14 protein-coding genes are annotated in these 16,375 nt (G+C 35.4%); 6 read left to right on the top strand and 8 right to left on the bottom strand.

The features are described 5' to 3' along the window. Nucleotides 1-48: 48 nt before the first annotated feature. The 5 genes from WH267_RS04140 to recJ all read right to left on the bottom strand — a co-directional run bounded on the left by WH267_RS04140 (nt 49) and on the right by recJ (nt 7,643). Entirely contained in the window at nt 49-2,310 is a 2,262-nt protein-coding gene (locus WH267_RS04140) for a TonB-dependent receptor domain-containing protein (protein WP_340005965.1), read from the bottom strand. Nucleotides 2,311-2,354: 44 nt separating this feature from the next. Continuing rightward, nucleotides 2,355-4,631 carry an outer membrane beta-barrel family protein gene (locus WH267_RS04135; RefSeq protein WP_340005963.1) on the bottom strand — a complete coding sequence of 759 codons (2,277 nt, stop codon included), beginning with the start codon at nt 4,629-4,631 and terminating at the stop codon, nt 2,355-2,357. A gap of 241 nt (nt 4,632-4,872) precedes the next feature. After that, entirely contained in the window at nt 4,873-5,211 is a 339-nt protein-coding gene (locus tag WH267_RS04130; RefSeq protein WP_340005961.1) for a DUF3817 domain-containing protein, read from the bottom strand. 86 nt (nt 5,212-5,297) lie between these two features. Beyond that, nucleotides 5,298-5,882, bottom strand: a complete 585-nt coding sequence (gene nadD / locus WH267_RS04125) for a nicotinate (nicotinamide) nucleotide adenylyltransferase (RefSeq protein ID WP_340005959.1) — start codon at nt 5,880-5,882, stop codon at nt 5,298-5,300. Between the two features lie 48 nt (nt 5,883-5,930). Then, complete coding sequence (gene recJ / locus WH267_RS04120) at nt 5,931-7,643, bottom strand: single-stranded-DNA-specific exonuclease RecJ (RefSeq protein ID WP_340005958.1); 1,713 nt, start codon at nt 7,641-7,643, stop codon at nt 5,931-5,933. A 110-nt stretch (nt 7,644-7,753) separates the two neighbouring features. Between recJ and WH267_RS04115 the strand changes: the two genes are divergently transcribed. Beyond that, the gene (locus WH267_RS04115) at nt 7,754-8,563 is read left to right on the top strand and encodes a M48 family metallopeptidase (RefSeq protein WP_340005957.1); all 810 of its coding nucleotides are present in this window, start codon (nt 7,754-7,756) and stop codon (nt 8,561-8,563) included. Between the two features lie 78 nt (nt 8,564-8,641). On the opposite strand, the gene WH267_RS04110 is transcribed toward WH267_RS04115, so the two are convergent. Continuing rightward, nucleotides 8,642-10,264 (bottom strand): ABC-F family ATP-binding cassette domain-containing protein, encoded by a 1,623-nt coding sequence (locus WH267_RS04110; protein ID WP_123320584.1) that lies wholly within the window; start codon nt 10,262-10,264, stop codon nt 8,642-8,644. A gap of 121 nt (nt 10,265-10,385) precedes the next feature. Here WH267_RS04110 and smpB point away from each other — a divergent pair, with 121 nt between their 5' ends. From smpB to WH267_RS04085, 5 genes are all read left to right on the top strand, one after another. Next, entirely contained in the window at nt 10,386-10,844 is a 459-nt protein-coding gene (smpB, locus tag WH267_RS04105; protein WP_045501613.1) for an SsrA-binding protein SmpB, read from the top strand. 77 nt (nt 10,845-10,921) lie between these two features. Next, the gene (locus WH267_RS04100) at nt 10,922-12,433 is read left to right on the top strand and encodes an OmpA family protein (RefSeq protein ID WP_340005954.1); all 1,512 of its coding nucleotides are present in this window, start codon (nt 10,922-10,924) and stop codon (nt 12,431-12,433) included. A gap of 95 nt (nt 12,434-12,528) precedes the next feature. Further along, complete coding sequence (locus WH267_RS04095; RefSeq protein WP_115973449.1) at nt 12,529-13,269, top strand: YebC/PmpR family DNA-binding transcriptional regulator; 741 nt, start codon at nt 12,529-12,531, stop codon at nt 13,267-13,269. A 134-nt stretch (nt 13,270-13,403) separates the two neighbouring features. Continuing rightward, a complete protein-coding gene (locus WH267_RS04090) occupies nt 13,404-14,228 on the top strand; it encodes a UDP-2,3-diacylglucosamine diphosphatase (RefSeq protein ID WP_115973450.1) in 825 nt (274 codons plus the stop codon). After that, nucleotides 14,228-15,199, top strand: a complete 972-nt coding sequence (locus WH267_RS04085) for a glycosyltransferase family protein (RefSeq protein WP_340005952.1) — start codon at nt 14,228-14,230, stop codon at nt 15,197-15,199. The genes WH267_RS04090 and WH267_RS04085 overlap by 1 nt, the downstream gene beginning before the upstream one ends. Here the strand turns inward: WH267_RS04085 and WH267_RS04080 are convergent. Both WH267_RS04080 and WH267_RS04075 read right to left on the bottom strand, forming a co-directional pair. Beyond that, a complete protein-coding gene (locus WH267_RS04080; protein WP_115973452.1) occupies nt 15,188-15,478 on the bottom strand; it encodes a GNAT family N-acetyltransferase in 291 nt (96 codons plus the stop codon). The genes WH267_RS04085 and WH267_RS04080 overlap by 12 nt on opposite strands. 120 nt (nt 15,479-15,598) lie before the next feature. Continuing rightward, nucleotides 15,599-16,348 carry an RDD family protein gene (locus WH267_RS04075; protein WP_340005950.1) on the bottom strand — a complete coding sequence of 250 codons (750 nt, stop codon included), beginning with the start codon at nt 16,346-16,348 and terminating at the stop codon, nt 15,599-15,601. Nucleotides 16,349-16,375: the final 27 nt, after the last annotated feature.

Below are 16,375 nucleotides of genomic sequence, written 5' to 3'. Positions count from 1 at the left end.
GGTTTAGATACAAAATAATTTGATTGAATATATATGAAGAAAGATAGTTTATCTTGTTCTGCTCTTGATAGAATCTGAAGCCCCTTCAATATCTCTTACCTTTTTCAGTTTTTTATTTCCGAAATTGTAAGTAAGGCTTACTGTTAAGGTTCTTTTATACTGATTCTGATGAATATAGTTATAATTTCCATTGCTTTGATAATCGTCAATTACCACAATATTGGTTCTCAAAACATCATTTACATTCACGGCAAATGTCCAGTCATTCCAGTTTTTCTTGATGCTAAGATCTAAACTTGATAATCCGCGTAGCATACCCAGTTCTATCTGCTGTTTGTCTATATAGAAGAAATTCACTCCAAGGAACCATGTTTTCGCTTTATCAAGACGGATCGTATTGTTGGTCTGAATCAATAGACTGGTCGAATTTATATCATTGACATAAGTGACGTACTGCCCAGATTCATTTTTGAATCGGTCTCCTGTAGTGGGATCCATATCCAGACTTCCATTGTTTCTGTTATGTTGAACACCTATGCTGAAGTTGGTAGTCCAATACTGTTTAAAGAATGATTTTTGGACTCCTATCATGGCAGACATTTCCTGCTTATCTCCAAAATTGGTTCTGATATATCTTAAGGCAAGATTTTTACCAGTATCCCCATTAGGCTTTTCTGGATATCCCTGTAGAGGAACCTGGGTGATAGCATCTTTAATATAAGAATGGTTTAAAACTACAAAGTAGGAGTTCTTATACATATACATCAGCTCCTGATTATATGTAGAGGAAGCCTTTACAAACGGGTTGTTTTGAGTATAGTTATCATCTGTTAGTTTATTCACAACCGGATTGAGTTCCCAAAAACTTGGTCTTCTCATTCTGCTTGAAAATGAATAAGAGAGATTGTTCTTATCATTAATGGCATAGTTAAAGCTCAGATAAGGAAGGAAATTGCTGTAGTTTCTTTCTATTCTTTTAAGAGCTTCTGCATCTGGAGGTGGATTATCTGAAGTTCCCAAACTGTTGGTAATTTCATATCTGGCCCCTATTTTCCCGGAAATTTTATCAGAAAATTTCTTTTCAGCTGTCACGTAGAAACCATAGATGTTTTCATCGTAGATAAAATGGTTAGGTGCTGACTTTGTTGGCTTTGCAGGGTCAATGAAATAAGTATCGTTTTTAGTATCATTGTCCGTTTTGGTTTTATTATAATTTCCACCTACAGAAATGGTCAGATCATTTTTAAACTTCTGAATATAATCAGCCATTCCTGAGAAATTGTTGATAATCTGTGGCAGATTCTGTAGCAATTGTGTGCTTTCACCCAATACCTCTCTGTTGATATTGGAATTGTAGGTCATATTATTTATAGACTGGAATCTTTTATAATTCAGGTATGCTGCATTTATATTCAGCTTACTTCCTAAAGAATCAGTTTTTAACTCATAATTTAAATTGAGCGAGTTATTATAACTTCTTGCATCTTCTTTGTTTTTGGACCAGGTATACCTGGGTTCGTCTTTTTGATTAATAATAGTATTGAACAGGGCTACTGTTGAATTATAGCTTTTATTGGCCCAGGTGTTCCAGGATAATGCTAAGTTGCTTTTATCATTCAATTGATAATCTACATTCAGGTAGCCACCAATGTTTTTATTTGGATCATCAATATTACCGGTGGATTCATTGGATGCCCCCTCACTGCTGTTTTTCAAAGTGTAGGTCTGAGCCTCAATATTCTCACCGCCGCTGAGGCTGGCACTTATTCCCAGTTTGTCTTTTCTGTAATTAGCTGAGAAACTTGCCTGGCTGCCATTGTATTTTCCTTGGGTATTGGAGAATCTCATGTTTCCGTTAAGGCCGTCACTCATTTTCTTCTTTAAAACGATATTGATGATCCCGTCAGAAGATTCCACCTGATATTCACTTCCCGGAACCGTAATCACTTCAATTTTCTGAATGTTTTCTGCCGGTGTATTTTTCAGGAACTGAGCCAAAGACTCTGCATCCATATTGGATTTTCTTCCGTTGATATAGATTAATACATTGTTCTTACCTGCAATTTTTAATGTTTTGTCATCTGTTGAAGACAATAAGGGAGTCTGTTTCAGAATATCGAAAGTTGTATTTCCTTTCGCTATAGGAGAAGATGCAACATCATATACCAGACGGTCACTTTGTTTTTTGAATACCTGCTTGGTGATGGTAACACCTTCTATATTTTTAGTCTTTGTCGAGTCAGATTTCTTTTCCTGAGCAAAAGCACAAGTCCCGAATATGACTGCTATTGACAAAAGTATACGTTTCATGTTTGTTTTTTTAAAGAGTGGTTAGATAGATAAGTTTTTATAGACTAGGTTCTTGATTTCACAGCATCATTCGCTGATTTCATTTCCCTTGCTTTTTTCAGTTTCTGATTTCCGAAATTGTAGGTTACTCCAATGCTTATTAATCGTGGATAATTGAAGTTGGTGATATTATTATACTTTCCGTTAGGCTGTACACCATTCACTCTGTAGAAACTTTGATTAAATAAGTCGTTACCTTCCGCAACTATGGTCCAGTCACCAATAATTTTCTTCACACTGACATCAAAGCTCTGTCTTACTCCTATCGTTCCACCTTCCATCGCTACTTTACTTCCGAAATAATAATTAACTCCTAAAAACCAGTCTTTTTTAGAAGAAAGGCGAATGATATTATTGATAGTTGCAGACATATTGTAGTTTTTAACATCTACGATATAAGGTTCCAGTTCTTCACTTTCGTATGGTCCCAGTTGAGACGTTGGATCCTGCCATACACCGCCAGTGTAAGTAATATATCCTAAGTTTACAGAATAGTTGGTAGTCCAGATATCTTTAAACCAGGATTTGTTCATCCCAAGTGTTAAAGCGATTTCTCTATTCTTACCATAATTGGTTCTTATATATCTCAGGAATTTTATTTTTTGCATAAGCATATCACCATTTGGACCATATATGATATTACCGTTTTTATCCGTTTGTGGAGTTGTTAAAATTCCCTGTAAAGGAAGCAGGTCAGAAGCTGCTGCATCATCAACCATTGTATAATTGAGATTGGCATAGAATGCATTTTTGTACATATAGTTCAGCTCCTGATTATAAAATTTAGCAGCCATTACAAAAGGGTTATTCTGAGTATAATTCGTTGGAGTAAAATATGTTCTGGAAGGATTCAGTTCCCAGAATCTTGGTCTTCTGATTCTGCTGGAGAACGTGTAGCTTAGGTTATGATCTGAATTGATGGCATAGTTTAGATTCAGATAAGGAAGCAGGTTGTTATAATTTCTTTCAAATCCTGTTTTTCCAAGAATATCCCCTGTACTTCTGGTCATTTCATAACGGGCTCCTATTTTTCCGGATAATTTTTCAGTCAGCTTTCTTTCATAATTAAGGTAAATACCCAGAATATTTTCTTTATAAATGAAATGATTGGTTTGCTTAGAATCCATTACAAATTCACCATCAATTAATTTGTCCTGTCTGGTATCATTATCTGTATTTGTATAATTATAACTCACCCCCATTAACCAGGTTGCTCCTTTGGATGTCTTTTTAAGATAGTCTATATTAGCTGCATAATTGTTGATGATTTGAGGCACAGATTGTTGCAAAGCAGAGTATCTCTTTTTATAGTCTTCACTGGAAGGGTCTATACCGAAAGGGATGCTTTCATTGAAGCTTGCTTTATCTCTGTTAAACCACAGATAAGAAACATTAGAAGTCAGTTTACTTCCCAGTGAGTCAGTTTTTATTTCATAATTTAAATTGAAAGAGTGATTTCTGGTTTGGGCGTCTTCATGATTAACAGTTCTGTCCATTAATATCCCATTTTGCCAGTTCGTCATATCAAGAATAGAGTTGAAACTCTTATTATATCTCATATTATAAGATAATCCCAAACTTTGATTCTTACTGATTTCATAATCAACATTAAATCCACCGCCAAAGTTTTTGTTAGGATCATCATTAGAACCATAAGATTCATTTCTGAAAGTTGGGTCTCCGTTGGAAAGCGTATATCTTTGTCTTTCAGTCCAGCTTCCCATTCTGAAATTAGAATTTCCTGACCATTTTCCCTGTCTGAAATTAAAAGAAGCTCCTGCTGACGGATTGTTGTAATAGGCCTGCTCATTCTGCATTTTCAAAGTTCCATTATAGCCATTATTTTTGTTCTTCTTCATCACAATATTGATGACCCCTTCCTTAGATTCCACCTGAAATTCACTTCCCGGAACTGTAATCACTTCAATTTTCTGGATATCTTCTGATGGAGTAGACTTCAGCATTTCAATCAATGCTTCAGAATCCATATTGGTCTTTTTATTATTGATGTAAATAACAGCATCAGACTTTCCAAGAATCTTTAGCGTTTTACCATCAATGCTTGAAATCATAGGAGTCTGCTTTAAAAGGTTAAACGTATTAGTGCCTTTAGCAATAGGGGAAGCTGCTACATCGTAAACAAGACGGTCTCCCTGTTTTTTGAAAACCTGTTTCTTGATATTGACGGACTCAATAGCATTTACTTTCAAACTATCTTTTTTCTGTTGAGCGGTAACCAGTCCGCTGAAGAATAGAGCTGCAATGAGAATTTGAGTTTTCATGATTATTATTTTTTAATTAATAGCTTGTATGGTTTGTTATTTTACATTGCAAAGATATGTAATAAATTTAGTATCATGCAATACAAAGTACTTAAAAATATTTGTAATTAATTTTAACTTGTTGATTTTCAGTTAATAAAAATTATGTTTAAAAAATGAATTGCTTGACCTTTCTGTATAATAAGACAACTGTAACAATAATTTTGTTACAGCAAAACATGAAATTTTATGAAAAAGAATTTTATTCTCTGTCGAATTTGGCCAGTTTTTTATCTACCCAAACCGTAGCAAAAGGGAAAAACGCCGCTAATAAAGCGAACACAAAATCTTCATCATCCCAATTATAAATTTTTCTTGCAGGAAGGCAAAGTAAAAGATAGAGTGTAAAAAATAATCCGTGTAAACTACCAATAACGCTGATGAAGATAATAGAATACAGGTTTTCATCATACCGAATCCAGATCATAGCTACACCATACAATAAAACACATGAAATAGCCTCTGCCAGACAAATCTGTTTAAACCATTTGATGAGTTTTTCCTGAGAATATTTTGAGAAGAATTTTTCGATGAAGTCCATTTCTATAAGGATAAATTGAAAGCTAAAAAGTAAGAGACTTTCTCTGACTTCTCATTTTTGCCCTCTAATGTTCTGGTTTTGCAAAATTACTTATAAAAGTTACTTCCATCCAAATATTCAAAAACTTCAGGCGGCAACATAGGTCTTACATTCTTACCTTCCTTGAGCATATTACGGATTTCAGTAGCAGAAAGTTCTATAACAGGCGCTTTTATCATAGAGATATTTTCATGCTGAAGGTATTCAGAATCTTTCTTTTCTCCTTCAAATACCCTTGGATAAACAATGATATGATGATTTTTGATTAGGGCATCAGCATTTTTCCACTTGTGCAGGCTATCCAGATTATCCTCACCCATAATCAGGCTAAAAGAATAGTCCGGGTACTTTTCATGAAGATAAGTAAGTGTATCAATAGTATAACTCGGCTTCGGAAGTGAAAACTCCACATTGGAAGCCCGCATATTAGAATAATTCTTCACCGCCAGCTGTACCATATCCAATCTGTTATGATCTTTCAGTAAAGACTTTTTGTCCTTAAACGGATTTTGTGGACTCACTACGAACCACAGTTCATCCATATCCGAATTTTCCAGAATATAATTAGCTAAAATAAGATGTCCGATATGAATCGGGTTAAAAGATCCGAAGAATAGACCAATTTTTTTCATATTTGTTAGATAAAAGGTTATAGGTAATCATATTTAAATGATACTTACCTAATCCCTAAACTTTACATCTTTTATATTAAGATAGTGAGTTACATTGCCTTTCCAGTGATTTTCTTCCAGTGTAAAAGCAAGATCAAAATTTTTATTTTTAAAATCCTCTACAAACTGCCCGAGTTTAAAACCAACACATTCAATATTTCGTCCTGTAGATTCCTGTTTGATATAAAACTTCAGATGGTTGTTGTCTTTACCCATCGTTTTAACATAACCGGAAAGCTTTTGATTGGTCAGTGTAAAGATAGGCTTCATATTGTGAGGACCGAACGGAGCCAGTTTTCTATGAAAATTGATGAACTCTCTGTTAATTTCGTCAACGGTAATTTCAGTATCAATTGAGATAGATGGTTCTTTCTGATGGTCCTGAATTTTTTCAGAAACAATTTGTTCAAACTTTACTTTAAATGCTTCAAACTTATCTTTCTCCATTGAAAGTCCTGCAGCAGCATGATGCCCTCCGAATTTAAGGAAATATTCAGAGCACAAATCAAGAGCTTCATGAACATCAAAATCTGAAACAGATCTTGCTGAAGCAACCATTTCACCATTATTTCCGTCTGTAAATACCAGCGTAGGTTTATAATAGGTTTCAATAAGCCTTGAAGCTACAATTCCGATAACACCTTTGTTCCACTCAGGATGATAAACAATGGTTGTATGTTTTGTTTCCTGTTGAGATTCTATAATCTGATTCAGGGCCGAAAGAGTAGAGTTCATGTCCAGTTCACGTCTTTCATCGTTGAGATTCATAATATCACTCACGATCTGGTTGGCATGTTTCAGATTTTCAGAGACCATAAGCTCTACAGCAGCTTTTCCATGGGAAATTCTTCCTGCAGCATTTATTTTAGGAGCAATTTCAAAAACAATATTTGAAATTTCGAAATGAGACAGCTTGTCCTCCGGAATTAATAATCTTAGTCCAAGATTTCTTGTTTTTCTAAGGGTTTTCAATCCCATTTTCGCAAGAACCCTGTTTTCACCAGTCATCGAAACGATATCGGCAGCAATGGAGATAGCCAGAAGATCCGTTAGCTCAAATAATTCAGCATCCGGAAGCTTATAGATCGTATTCAGACCCTGGCAAAGCTTAAAGCCCACACCACATCCTGAAAGTTCCTTGAATGGATATCGGCAGTCATTTCTTTTAGGATCAAGAACTGCAGCCGCATTAGGAATCTCTTCACCGGGAAGGTGGTGATCACAGATAATAAAATCTATTTCCAGGCTGGAGGCATAATTAATCATATCAATGGCTTTAATACCGCAGTCTAAAGCAATGATTAATGAAAAGCCATTCTCTTTGGCAAAATCAATTCCCTCTGTAGAAATTCCATATCCTTCAGAATTTCTGTCCGGAATATAGTAGTCCAGGTATTTTTTCTCAACAATTTTGCTGAGGTACAGGTACATTAAGGCAACAGCCGTGGTTCCATCCACATCATAGTCGCCGTATACCAATATTTTTTCGCCATTTTCAATTGCAGTGGCAATACGCTCTACAGCTTTTTGCATATCTGCCATTAAAAACGGACTGTGTATATCGTTAAGGTTTGGTTTGAAAAATTCTCTCGCCTTCTGATAATTGTCAATTCCTCTTAGAACGAGAAGTTTAGATTCAAAAGTTCCAAAACCAAGCGACGAACTTAGTCCGTCCACAATTTCCTCATCGGGTTCGGGCTTGTAAATCCATTTTTGACTCATGTTCACAAAAATAAGGAAAAAAAATAGCATTTTGATGGGATCGAGAATGAAGTTTTGACTTAATAATTGTTAAAAATTGATTACCTTCGTGCTCCAAATTTAAAATGACTATGAAAAAAATTATCGTATGCCTTACTTTTCTAGGCGCAATGAATTCTATCAATGCACAATTTAATCTCGGAAAAGCTGCCGGGGTTGTTTCAAAGGGTGCAAAAGCCTTAACGTTTACCAACGAAGATGCCATTAAATTATCCAAAGAATCTGTAGATTGGATGGATAAGAACAATGCTGTAGCAGGGCCAAAAGATCCTTATACAGTAAGACTGAATAAACTGTTTGGAAAACACAAAACACAAGACGGTCTGAATTTGAACTATAAAGTGTATAAAGTGAAAGATATCAATGCTTTTGCTTGTGCAGACGGAAGCGTACGTGTATTCTCTTCTTTGATGGATATCATGACAGATAACGAGTTGTTGGCTATAATTGGTCACGAAATCGGTCACGTTAAAAATCAGGATACCAAAGATGCTATGAAATCTGCTTATTTAAAAGCAGCAGCATTAGATGCAGCTTCATCTGCTTCCGGCACAGTAGCGACTCTTAATGACAGCCAGATCGGAAAGATGGCCAATGAATTTTTAGATGCTTCTCACAGTAAAAAACAGGAATCTGAAGCAGATACTTATTCTTATGATTTTATGAAAGCTAATAAATATGACGTAGTAGGTGCATATACTGCTTTCAAGAAATTAGCATTATTGTCACAAGGAAGTACACAAACCAGTTTTGAAAAAATGTTCAACTCTCACCCTGACAGTGAAAAAAGAGCTCAGGCAGTCAAAAAGAGAGCAGAAAAAGATGGATTATGGAAAGATCCGGGAACTGTTGCTCTTCCAGCAACGAAACTTACAAAATAATTATTTTATTTATTGTTTAAACGAAAATACCTCAAAGCATTGCTTTGAGGTATTTTTATATCTATTGAATGTATCTGATTAAGAATACATTTTTTCTCTTAATTCCTTCACTTTTTTATCAGCAAGGTACTCATCATAAGTCATTTCTCTGTCGATGATTCCGTTTGGAGTCAATTCAATGATTCTGTTACAAACCGTTGACAGCATTTCGTGGTCATGAGAAGACAATAAAAGATTTCCTTTGAAGTTAGACAATGAGTTGTTCAATGTCGTGATACTTTCAAGGTCTAAGTGGTTGGTAGGTTCATCTAATAAAAGAATGTTAGCTTTCTGAAGCATCATTCTACTGAACATACATCTCATTTTTTCACCTCCGGAAAGTACTTTACATGATTTCAACGCTTCATCACCTGAGAATAACATTCTTCCTAAGAATCCTCTTACAAATTCTTCGTGACGCTCTTCGTCGTTTTTAGTGAATTGTCTTAACCAGTCAACCAAACTTAAATCTTCCTGGAAGAAATTAGTGTTATCTAAAGGCATGTGAGACTGGTTCGTAGTAACTCCCCAAGCCACAGTTCCTTTGTCTGCTTCAACATTTCCAGCCAAAATTTCGAAAAATTCTGTAATTGCTAAAGAGTTTTTAGAAAGTACAGCTACTTTATCTCCTTTCTTAAGATTTAGATCAATATTAGAGAATAATAGTTCTCCATCTTTTGTTTTTTCAAGATCTTTTACATCAAGAATCTGATCTCCAGCTTCTCTTTCCATTTCAAAAATGATAGCAGGATATCTTCTTGAAGATGGCTTAATATCATCGATATTTAATTTGTCGATCATTTTCTTTCTTGCAGTAGCCTGTTTAGCCTTAGCAACGTTAGAGCTGAATCGTGCGATGAAGTCCTGAAGTTCTTTTTTCTTCTCTTCAGCTTTCTTGTTAGCCTGAGCTCTTTGTCTTGTTGCTAATTGAGATGCCTGATACCAGAAAGAGTAGTTACCTGTATAAAGGTTAAGTTTAGCATAATCTAAATCTCCAATGTGAGTACAAACCGTATCCAGGAAGTGACGGTCGTGAGATACTACGATTACTGTATTTTCATAATCAGCAAGGAAGTCTTCTAACCAGGAAATTGTATCAATGTCAAGGTCATTGGTAGGTTCATCCAGAATAAGAACATCCGGGTTTCCGAAAAGTGCCTGGGCCAAAAGAACTTTTACTTTGTCTTTGTTCTCAAGTTCACTCATCATTTGCCAGTGCATGTCATCTTTAACTCCCACATTGGAAAGCATGGTCTGAGCATCAGATTCTGCAGTCCATCCACCCATTTCATCATAGATTACACCCAGTTCACCAGCTTTAATCCCATCTTCATCGGAGAAATCTTCTTTTGCGTATAACGCATCCATTTCCTCCTTTATCTCAAATAATTTTTTATTACCTCTTAATACAGCTTCAAGAACAGTATACTGATCATAAGCAAAGTGATCCTGCTCCAAAACTGACATCCTTTTCCCTGGTTCCAGAGATACGTGACCTGTTGTAGGATCCTGCTTTCCTGTTAATATTTTAAGGAATGTAGATTTTCCCGCCCCGTTTGCTCCGATGATCCCGTAGCAGTTTCCTTTGGTAAACATAATATTTACCTCGTCAAAAAGAACTCTTTTCCCGAATTGTAAAGATAAGTTAGATACTGTTAACATATAGTTTTGTAAATTTGGCGCAAAAATACGAAAAGAATTTGGGTATTTTGTAATAATATAATACTCAAGTTTTTAAATGTATGGTATTTTTTATATATTTCATTAACGAAATTTTAAAATGATGAAGATTGAGAAAACAGTTAGCATATTAAATAGAAGAGCCCGCTTTGAATATGAAATTCTTGAAGAATACGAAGCCGGAATGGTTTTGACAGGTACAGAAATAAAATCTTTACGATCTTCCAAAGCATCGATCACAGAATCGTTCTGTCAGTTTATTGATGGGGAGTTATACATCATCAACATGATGATTGATGAGTATAAATTGGGAACTTTTTACAATCATAAAACAAAAAGGGAACGGAAATTGCTCTTGCACAAAAAAGAATTGCAGAAACTTGAAAAAAAGTTAAAGGATGCAGGAAACACGATTATACCTTTGAAATTATATATCACTGATCGAGGGAAAGCAAAAGTGCTGATAGCGCTGGGTAGAGGGAAAAAGCTTTTCGATAAAAGAGAGGCCATTAAAGATAGAGAAAATAAGCGGAACCTGGACAGAATATTAAAGAAAAGTTAAAAATCATTTGAAAAACTTTGTATATAAAGAAAAATTATATTTATTTTGCATTATCAATTATTTAATCATTTAATTCTATGAAAAATCTAAAATTAGGAATTTCAGCATTGGCGCTTACCGTTGCCTCTACTGTTTTCGCGCAGACTACCAACAATCCGTGGTTAATCGGAGTTGGTGCTCATGCAGAAAACCACGTAGCAGCAAGATCTACATTCGGTAATACGTTCTCTGCGAAAAATTTGACAAAGAATCTGTTCAATATGAACAGCTATTCTATTACACCACCATTATCTAAGTTAACAGTTGCTAGAAACGTTGGTAAAGGTTTAGTAATCGACTGGCAAACTTCTGTTGGAAATGTTGAAAACAAAAGATTCAACATGGGGAAAGAATTTTTCCTAATGACAGGTCTAGGTTTCCAGGCTCACGGTGCAGGTCTTTTATGGAACGAAGAATCTTGGTTTGATCCATATTTAAGAGTTGGTGCTAACTACCTAAGACATGACTATACAGGACAAAGTTTCCCTAAAAATGGTCTTGATGCTAATGGTAATGTGTTAGATTATAACGTAACAAACGGAAAAGATGGTAACGAAGTAGGTAAAGCTAATCACTTTACAGTAGCTACTGGTGCTGGTGCTAACTTCTGGGTAACTAAAAACTTCGGTCTTGGTATCCAAGGAGATTATGTTTCAACTCCAGGTGATAAATCTACAGTTGCTAACTTCTGGCAAGCTTCTGCTTCTATCTTATTCAGATTCGGAAACAGAGACAGAGATAAGGATGGTATCCTAGATAAAGATGATCTTTGTCCTGATACTCCAGGTTTACCAGAATTCCAAGGATGTCCTGATACTGATGGTGACGGAGTTCCAGATAAAGACGATCAATGTCCAGATGTAGCTGGTCCAGTTGAAAACAACGGTTGTCCTTGGCCAGATACAGACGGTGACGGTGTTATCGACAAAGATGATGCTTGTCCTACTGTTGCAGGTCCTGCTGAAAACAAAGGTTGTCCTTGGCCAGATACAGACGGTGACGGTATCCTAGATAAAGATGATGCTTGTCCTACTGTTCCAGGTCTTCCAGAATACAATGGATGTCCTAAACCAAAAGACGTAATTGCTAAAGATGCTACAGGAGCTCTTAAAGGTATCTTGTTCAACTTTAACAAAGCTACTATCAGACCAGAATCTAACACTAAGCTAGATGAGGCTGCTAGAATCATTAATGAATCTAAAGATGGTACTTTCTTAGTAACTGGTCACACAGATGCTAAAGGTGCTGCTGCTTACAACTTGAAACTTTCAAGAGAAAGAGCTGCTTCTGTAGTAGGTGCTCTTGAAGCTAGAGGAGTTAACGGTAACCAATTAAAATCTACTGGTGTAGGTTCTAGAGATGCTCAAGTTTCTGCAAAAGCTTCTGACGCTGACAGAATGATTGACAGAAAAGTAGTTGTTGAAGCTATCAACGGTGCTGCTTGGGATGCACTTAAGAAATCTGATCTAGACGTAGTAGTGAAGAAGACTGTAGTGAAAAAAGGTAAAGCTCCAGCTAAGAAAAAAGCTGCTGCTAAAAAGAAAAAATAATTAATTTTTCTAAATAATGAATACCTCCAATTTTTTGGAGGTATTTTTTTTTTGTATACTTTTAAGTAATTTTGTTGAAAATTTAAAAATTTAAAATGGGAAGAGCATTTGAATATAGAAAAGCTTCTAAAATGGCCAGATGGGATAAAATGGCTAAGACATTCTCTAAAATAGGTAAAGATATTGCATTAGCAGTAAAAGCGGGAGGAACAGATCCTGAAGCTAACCCTGCATTGAGAAGATGTATCCAAAACGCTAAAGGGGCAAACATGCCTAAGGATAACGTAGAAAGAGCAATAAAAAAAGCAAGTGGTGCAGATGCTGAAAACTATGAAGAAATTACTTATGAAGGATACGGACAAGGGGGTGTTGCTTTCTTTGTAGAATGTACTACAAACAATACAACCAGAACTGTAGCCAATGTAAGAGCTATTTTCAATAAGTTTGACGGTAACCTTGGTAAAAATGGTGAACTCGCATTTATCTTCGATAGAAAGGGAATTTTTACAATCGATTTAGCTCAGGTTAAAATGGAATGGGATGACTTTGAAATGGAAATGATTGATGGTGGTGCTGAAGATGTAGAAAAAGATGAAGAAGAAGTAATGATTACTACAGCTTTTGAAGATTTCGGGTCTTTATCTCACAAATTAGATGAACTTGGAATTGAAGCGAAGAGCGCAGAATTACAAAGAATTCCAAACAATACAAAAGAGGTAAGTGTAGAACAGTTCAAAGCGAATATGAAAATGCTTGAGCGTTTTGAAGATGATGATGACGTTCAGAACGTTTATCATAATATGGAAATTACGGAAGAGCTAATGAACTCTTTATAAAAAATAATATAGCATTCATATACAGTTAACTTTCAATTAGTTTCTTTGTAAAAAACTATGAAATACCTTCATGTTTTCGATTCGAAAATAATAGGTGTTCCGTCCAGCCAATTTTAAAGCTGAAAAATATACGGATGAAAAGAAACGTTGAGTTAGTTGTCATATCGGATGTTCATTTGGGAACTTATGGATGTAAGGCTAAGGAATTGCTGAGATACCTCAATTCTATTCAGCCTAAAACTTTGGTTTTGAATGGTGATATCATTGATATCTGGCAATTCAAAAAGTCTTACTTCCCTAAACCTCATTTGAAAGTGATCAGAAAGATCCTTTCATTTGCTACCAAGAATACGGATGTTTATTATATTACAGGCAATCATGATGAAATGTTCCGTAAGTTTACCGATTTTGAACTTGGAAAACTTAAAGTCTGTAATAAAATCTGCCTGACTATTGATGAGAAGAAAACCTGGATCTTTCACGGTGATGTTTTTGATGCATCTGTCCAGCATTCCAAATGGATCGCCAAACTTGGCGGAAAGGGATACGACCTTTTAATTATCATAAATAATATTGTAAATTGGTTTTTGGAAAAAATGGGTAAAGAAAAATATTCATTTTCAAAAAAAATTAAAAATAATGTGAAGAAAGCAGTAAAGTATATTGGAGACTTTGAACTTACAGCTTCCGAGCTGGCTATTGATAACCAATATGACTATGTAATCTGCGGACATATTCATCAGCCACAGATCCGGGAAGTTGTTAATAAAAAAGGATCCTGTACTTATCTGAATTCCGGGGACTGGATTGAAAACCTGTCTGCATTGGAATACCATGATAAAGAATGGAAAATCTTTTACTATGACGACCACAAACATTTACTGAAAGATGATGAAGCAGAGGAAATTCAGGAAATGGATAATTCTGAGCTTTTAAAAATCGTAACCAATTTTACTTAATGAAAATCTTATATGCATTTCAGGGTACCGGTAATGGACATGTTGCCCGCGCACAGGAGATTATCCCGATACTCAAAAAGTATGCTTCGGTAGACACACTCATTAGTGGTCATCAATCGCAGTTAAAGGCCGATTTCGATATTAATTTTCAATATAGAGGTATTTCCCTTCTTTATAACAAAACAGGCGGTTTATCCTATCGGAAAACATTTACCGATAATAAATTTATTGATGCTGCAAAGACCATTAAAGATTTGGAGCTTTCCCAATATGATTTAATTATCAACGACTATGAACCTTTAACAGGATGGGCTTCGAAATTGAAAAAATTACCCATGATAGAACTTAGTCATCAGGCATCTATGAGTTTTCCGGAAACGCCTAAGCCTCAAAAGAAAGATTTTCTGGGTGAATTGATTTTAAAATATTATGTTCCCAGTGACAGGAAAATAGGCTTTCATTTTGAGAATTATCATCCGCAGATTAAAAAACCAGTCATTCGAAGAAAGATAAGAAGTCTCAACCCGTATAAGAAAGGGTATTACCTTGTTTACCTTCCAAGCTTTGCAGATGAAAATATCATTAAGGTTCTAAGGAAAATTCCTGTAGAGTGGAAGGTCTTTTCAAAATACAGCAAAGTGCAGGTTAAGGTGAAAAATGTTGAAGTATTTCCTATTGATGAAATCCAATATCTGAAATATTTTGAAGGCTGTGAAGGTATTCTTTGCAATGCTGGTTTTGAAACACCTGCTGAAGCGCTTTTCATGGATAAAAAACTCTTCGTGATTCCTATTCACAATCAATATGAACAGGAATGTAATGCCTGTGCTCTGGATAAAATGGGGATTCCGAATTCTAAAGTGTTACAATTGCAGGAGATTATGGAATGGGTAGCCTCTGACCAGCATCTGGAAGTAGATTATCCGGATAATATTGAGGAGATTCTGGTGAATGATGTCTTAATTCTTTAAGAAAATATCATCCACATCATTCATTCTCATCATAACGGCTCTTGCATAAGAGCAGTGAGGATAAACATTCCAGTTATTTTCCCTTGCAAATTTGATAGCCTCTTCCACTAAATATTTTCCCATTCCCCTTCCTTCAAATTCAGGATGAACGAGAACAAAAGAAATGATCAGCTTATGGTCTTCAGGAAAAATTGTATAGGTTAACCTTCCTACTTCTTTTACTTCGTTATTCAGGGTAAGAACTCCGCCGTTTCCGGATCTGTTGTTTTCAAATTTCATGATACAGGGTTTGTAATTATTAAAGATACGAAAATTATAAGGAGCAATAAAATGTATTCACTTCAATAGTTCTCTAATTCAGTATCTACTTTCGGTGTAAAATTGACCATTGACAATGCATTAATTATCCTTTCCTGTGTAATAGTTATAATCTTTAATAATAACATTAATAAACTGTCTTTCTGTCATCTTTGCTGGGTCTATATCCAGCTTAAGGATGCTTTTGATTTTATCAGAAAGCTTGCTGATAATTTGTCGGTCATCTACTTTGACGGCTTTGGTATAATTATCTTTGATGATCCTCATGTCATTATCACTCAAAGCAATCACCTGAGGAAATGAAGGGATGTAATCTTCATTGATGTTTTCCAAAATAGTATGAGAGATATTGATATTGTTCTTTAGAGAAATAACAGCCGTTCCGGAAGCTATATCTCCCAAACGCTGATTGTTTTTTGAAACAATCATTGAAATCAAACCTACCACTCCGGCAAAAGATATATCTACCAGTCTGAATACCCAGCGGATCATATAGTCTCCAAAGCTGGCCTGATATCCGTCAATTTTTACCACTCTGATCTTCATCAGTTTTTTCCCTGGTGTCTGCCCTTCCATTAAACTTTCCAAAACAACAGGATAAATGTAGGTTGGAAAGGTCAGGATGATATAAACTGCCATTACAGACCAGGTATCTAGCCCGTTCATTAAATATCCCAGATCAAGGATATTGAAAAACACATAAAGGACCATCAGAACGTAGGCAACCCTTATCAGAAGATCAATGATAAATGCAAGCATTCTTTCCCCAACACTTGCCGTATTGAAGTTAATATTTACATTTTGTGAGGTATTTATCGCGATCTGAGACATATTTTTTATTATTTTAGCCTTACAATT

Origin of the sequence: Chryseobacterium sp. MYb328, from assembly GCF_037572595.1 — a bacterium.
GTDB lineage: Bacteria > Bacteroidota > Bacteroidia > Flavobacteriales > Weeksellaceae > Chryseobacterium > Chryseobacterium pennae.
This window is presented reverse-complemented; position numbering and strand designations above follow the sequence as displayed.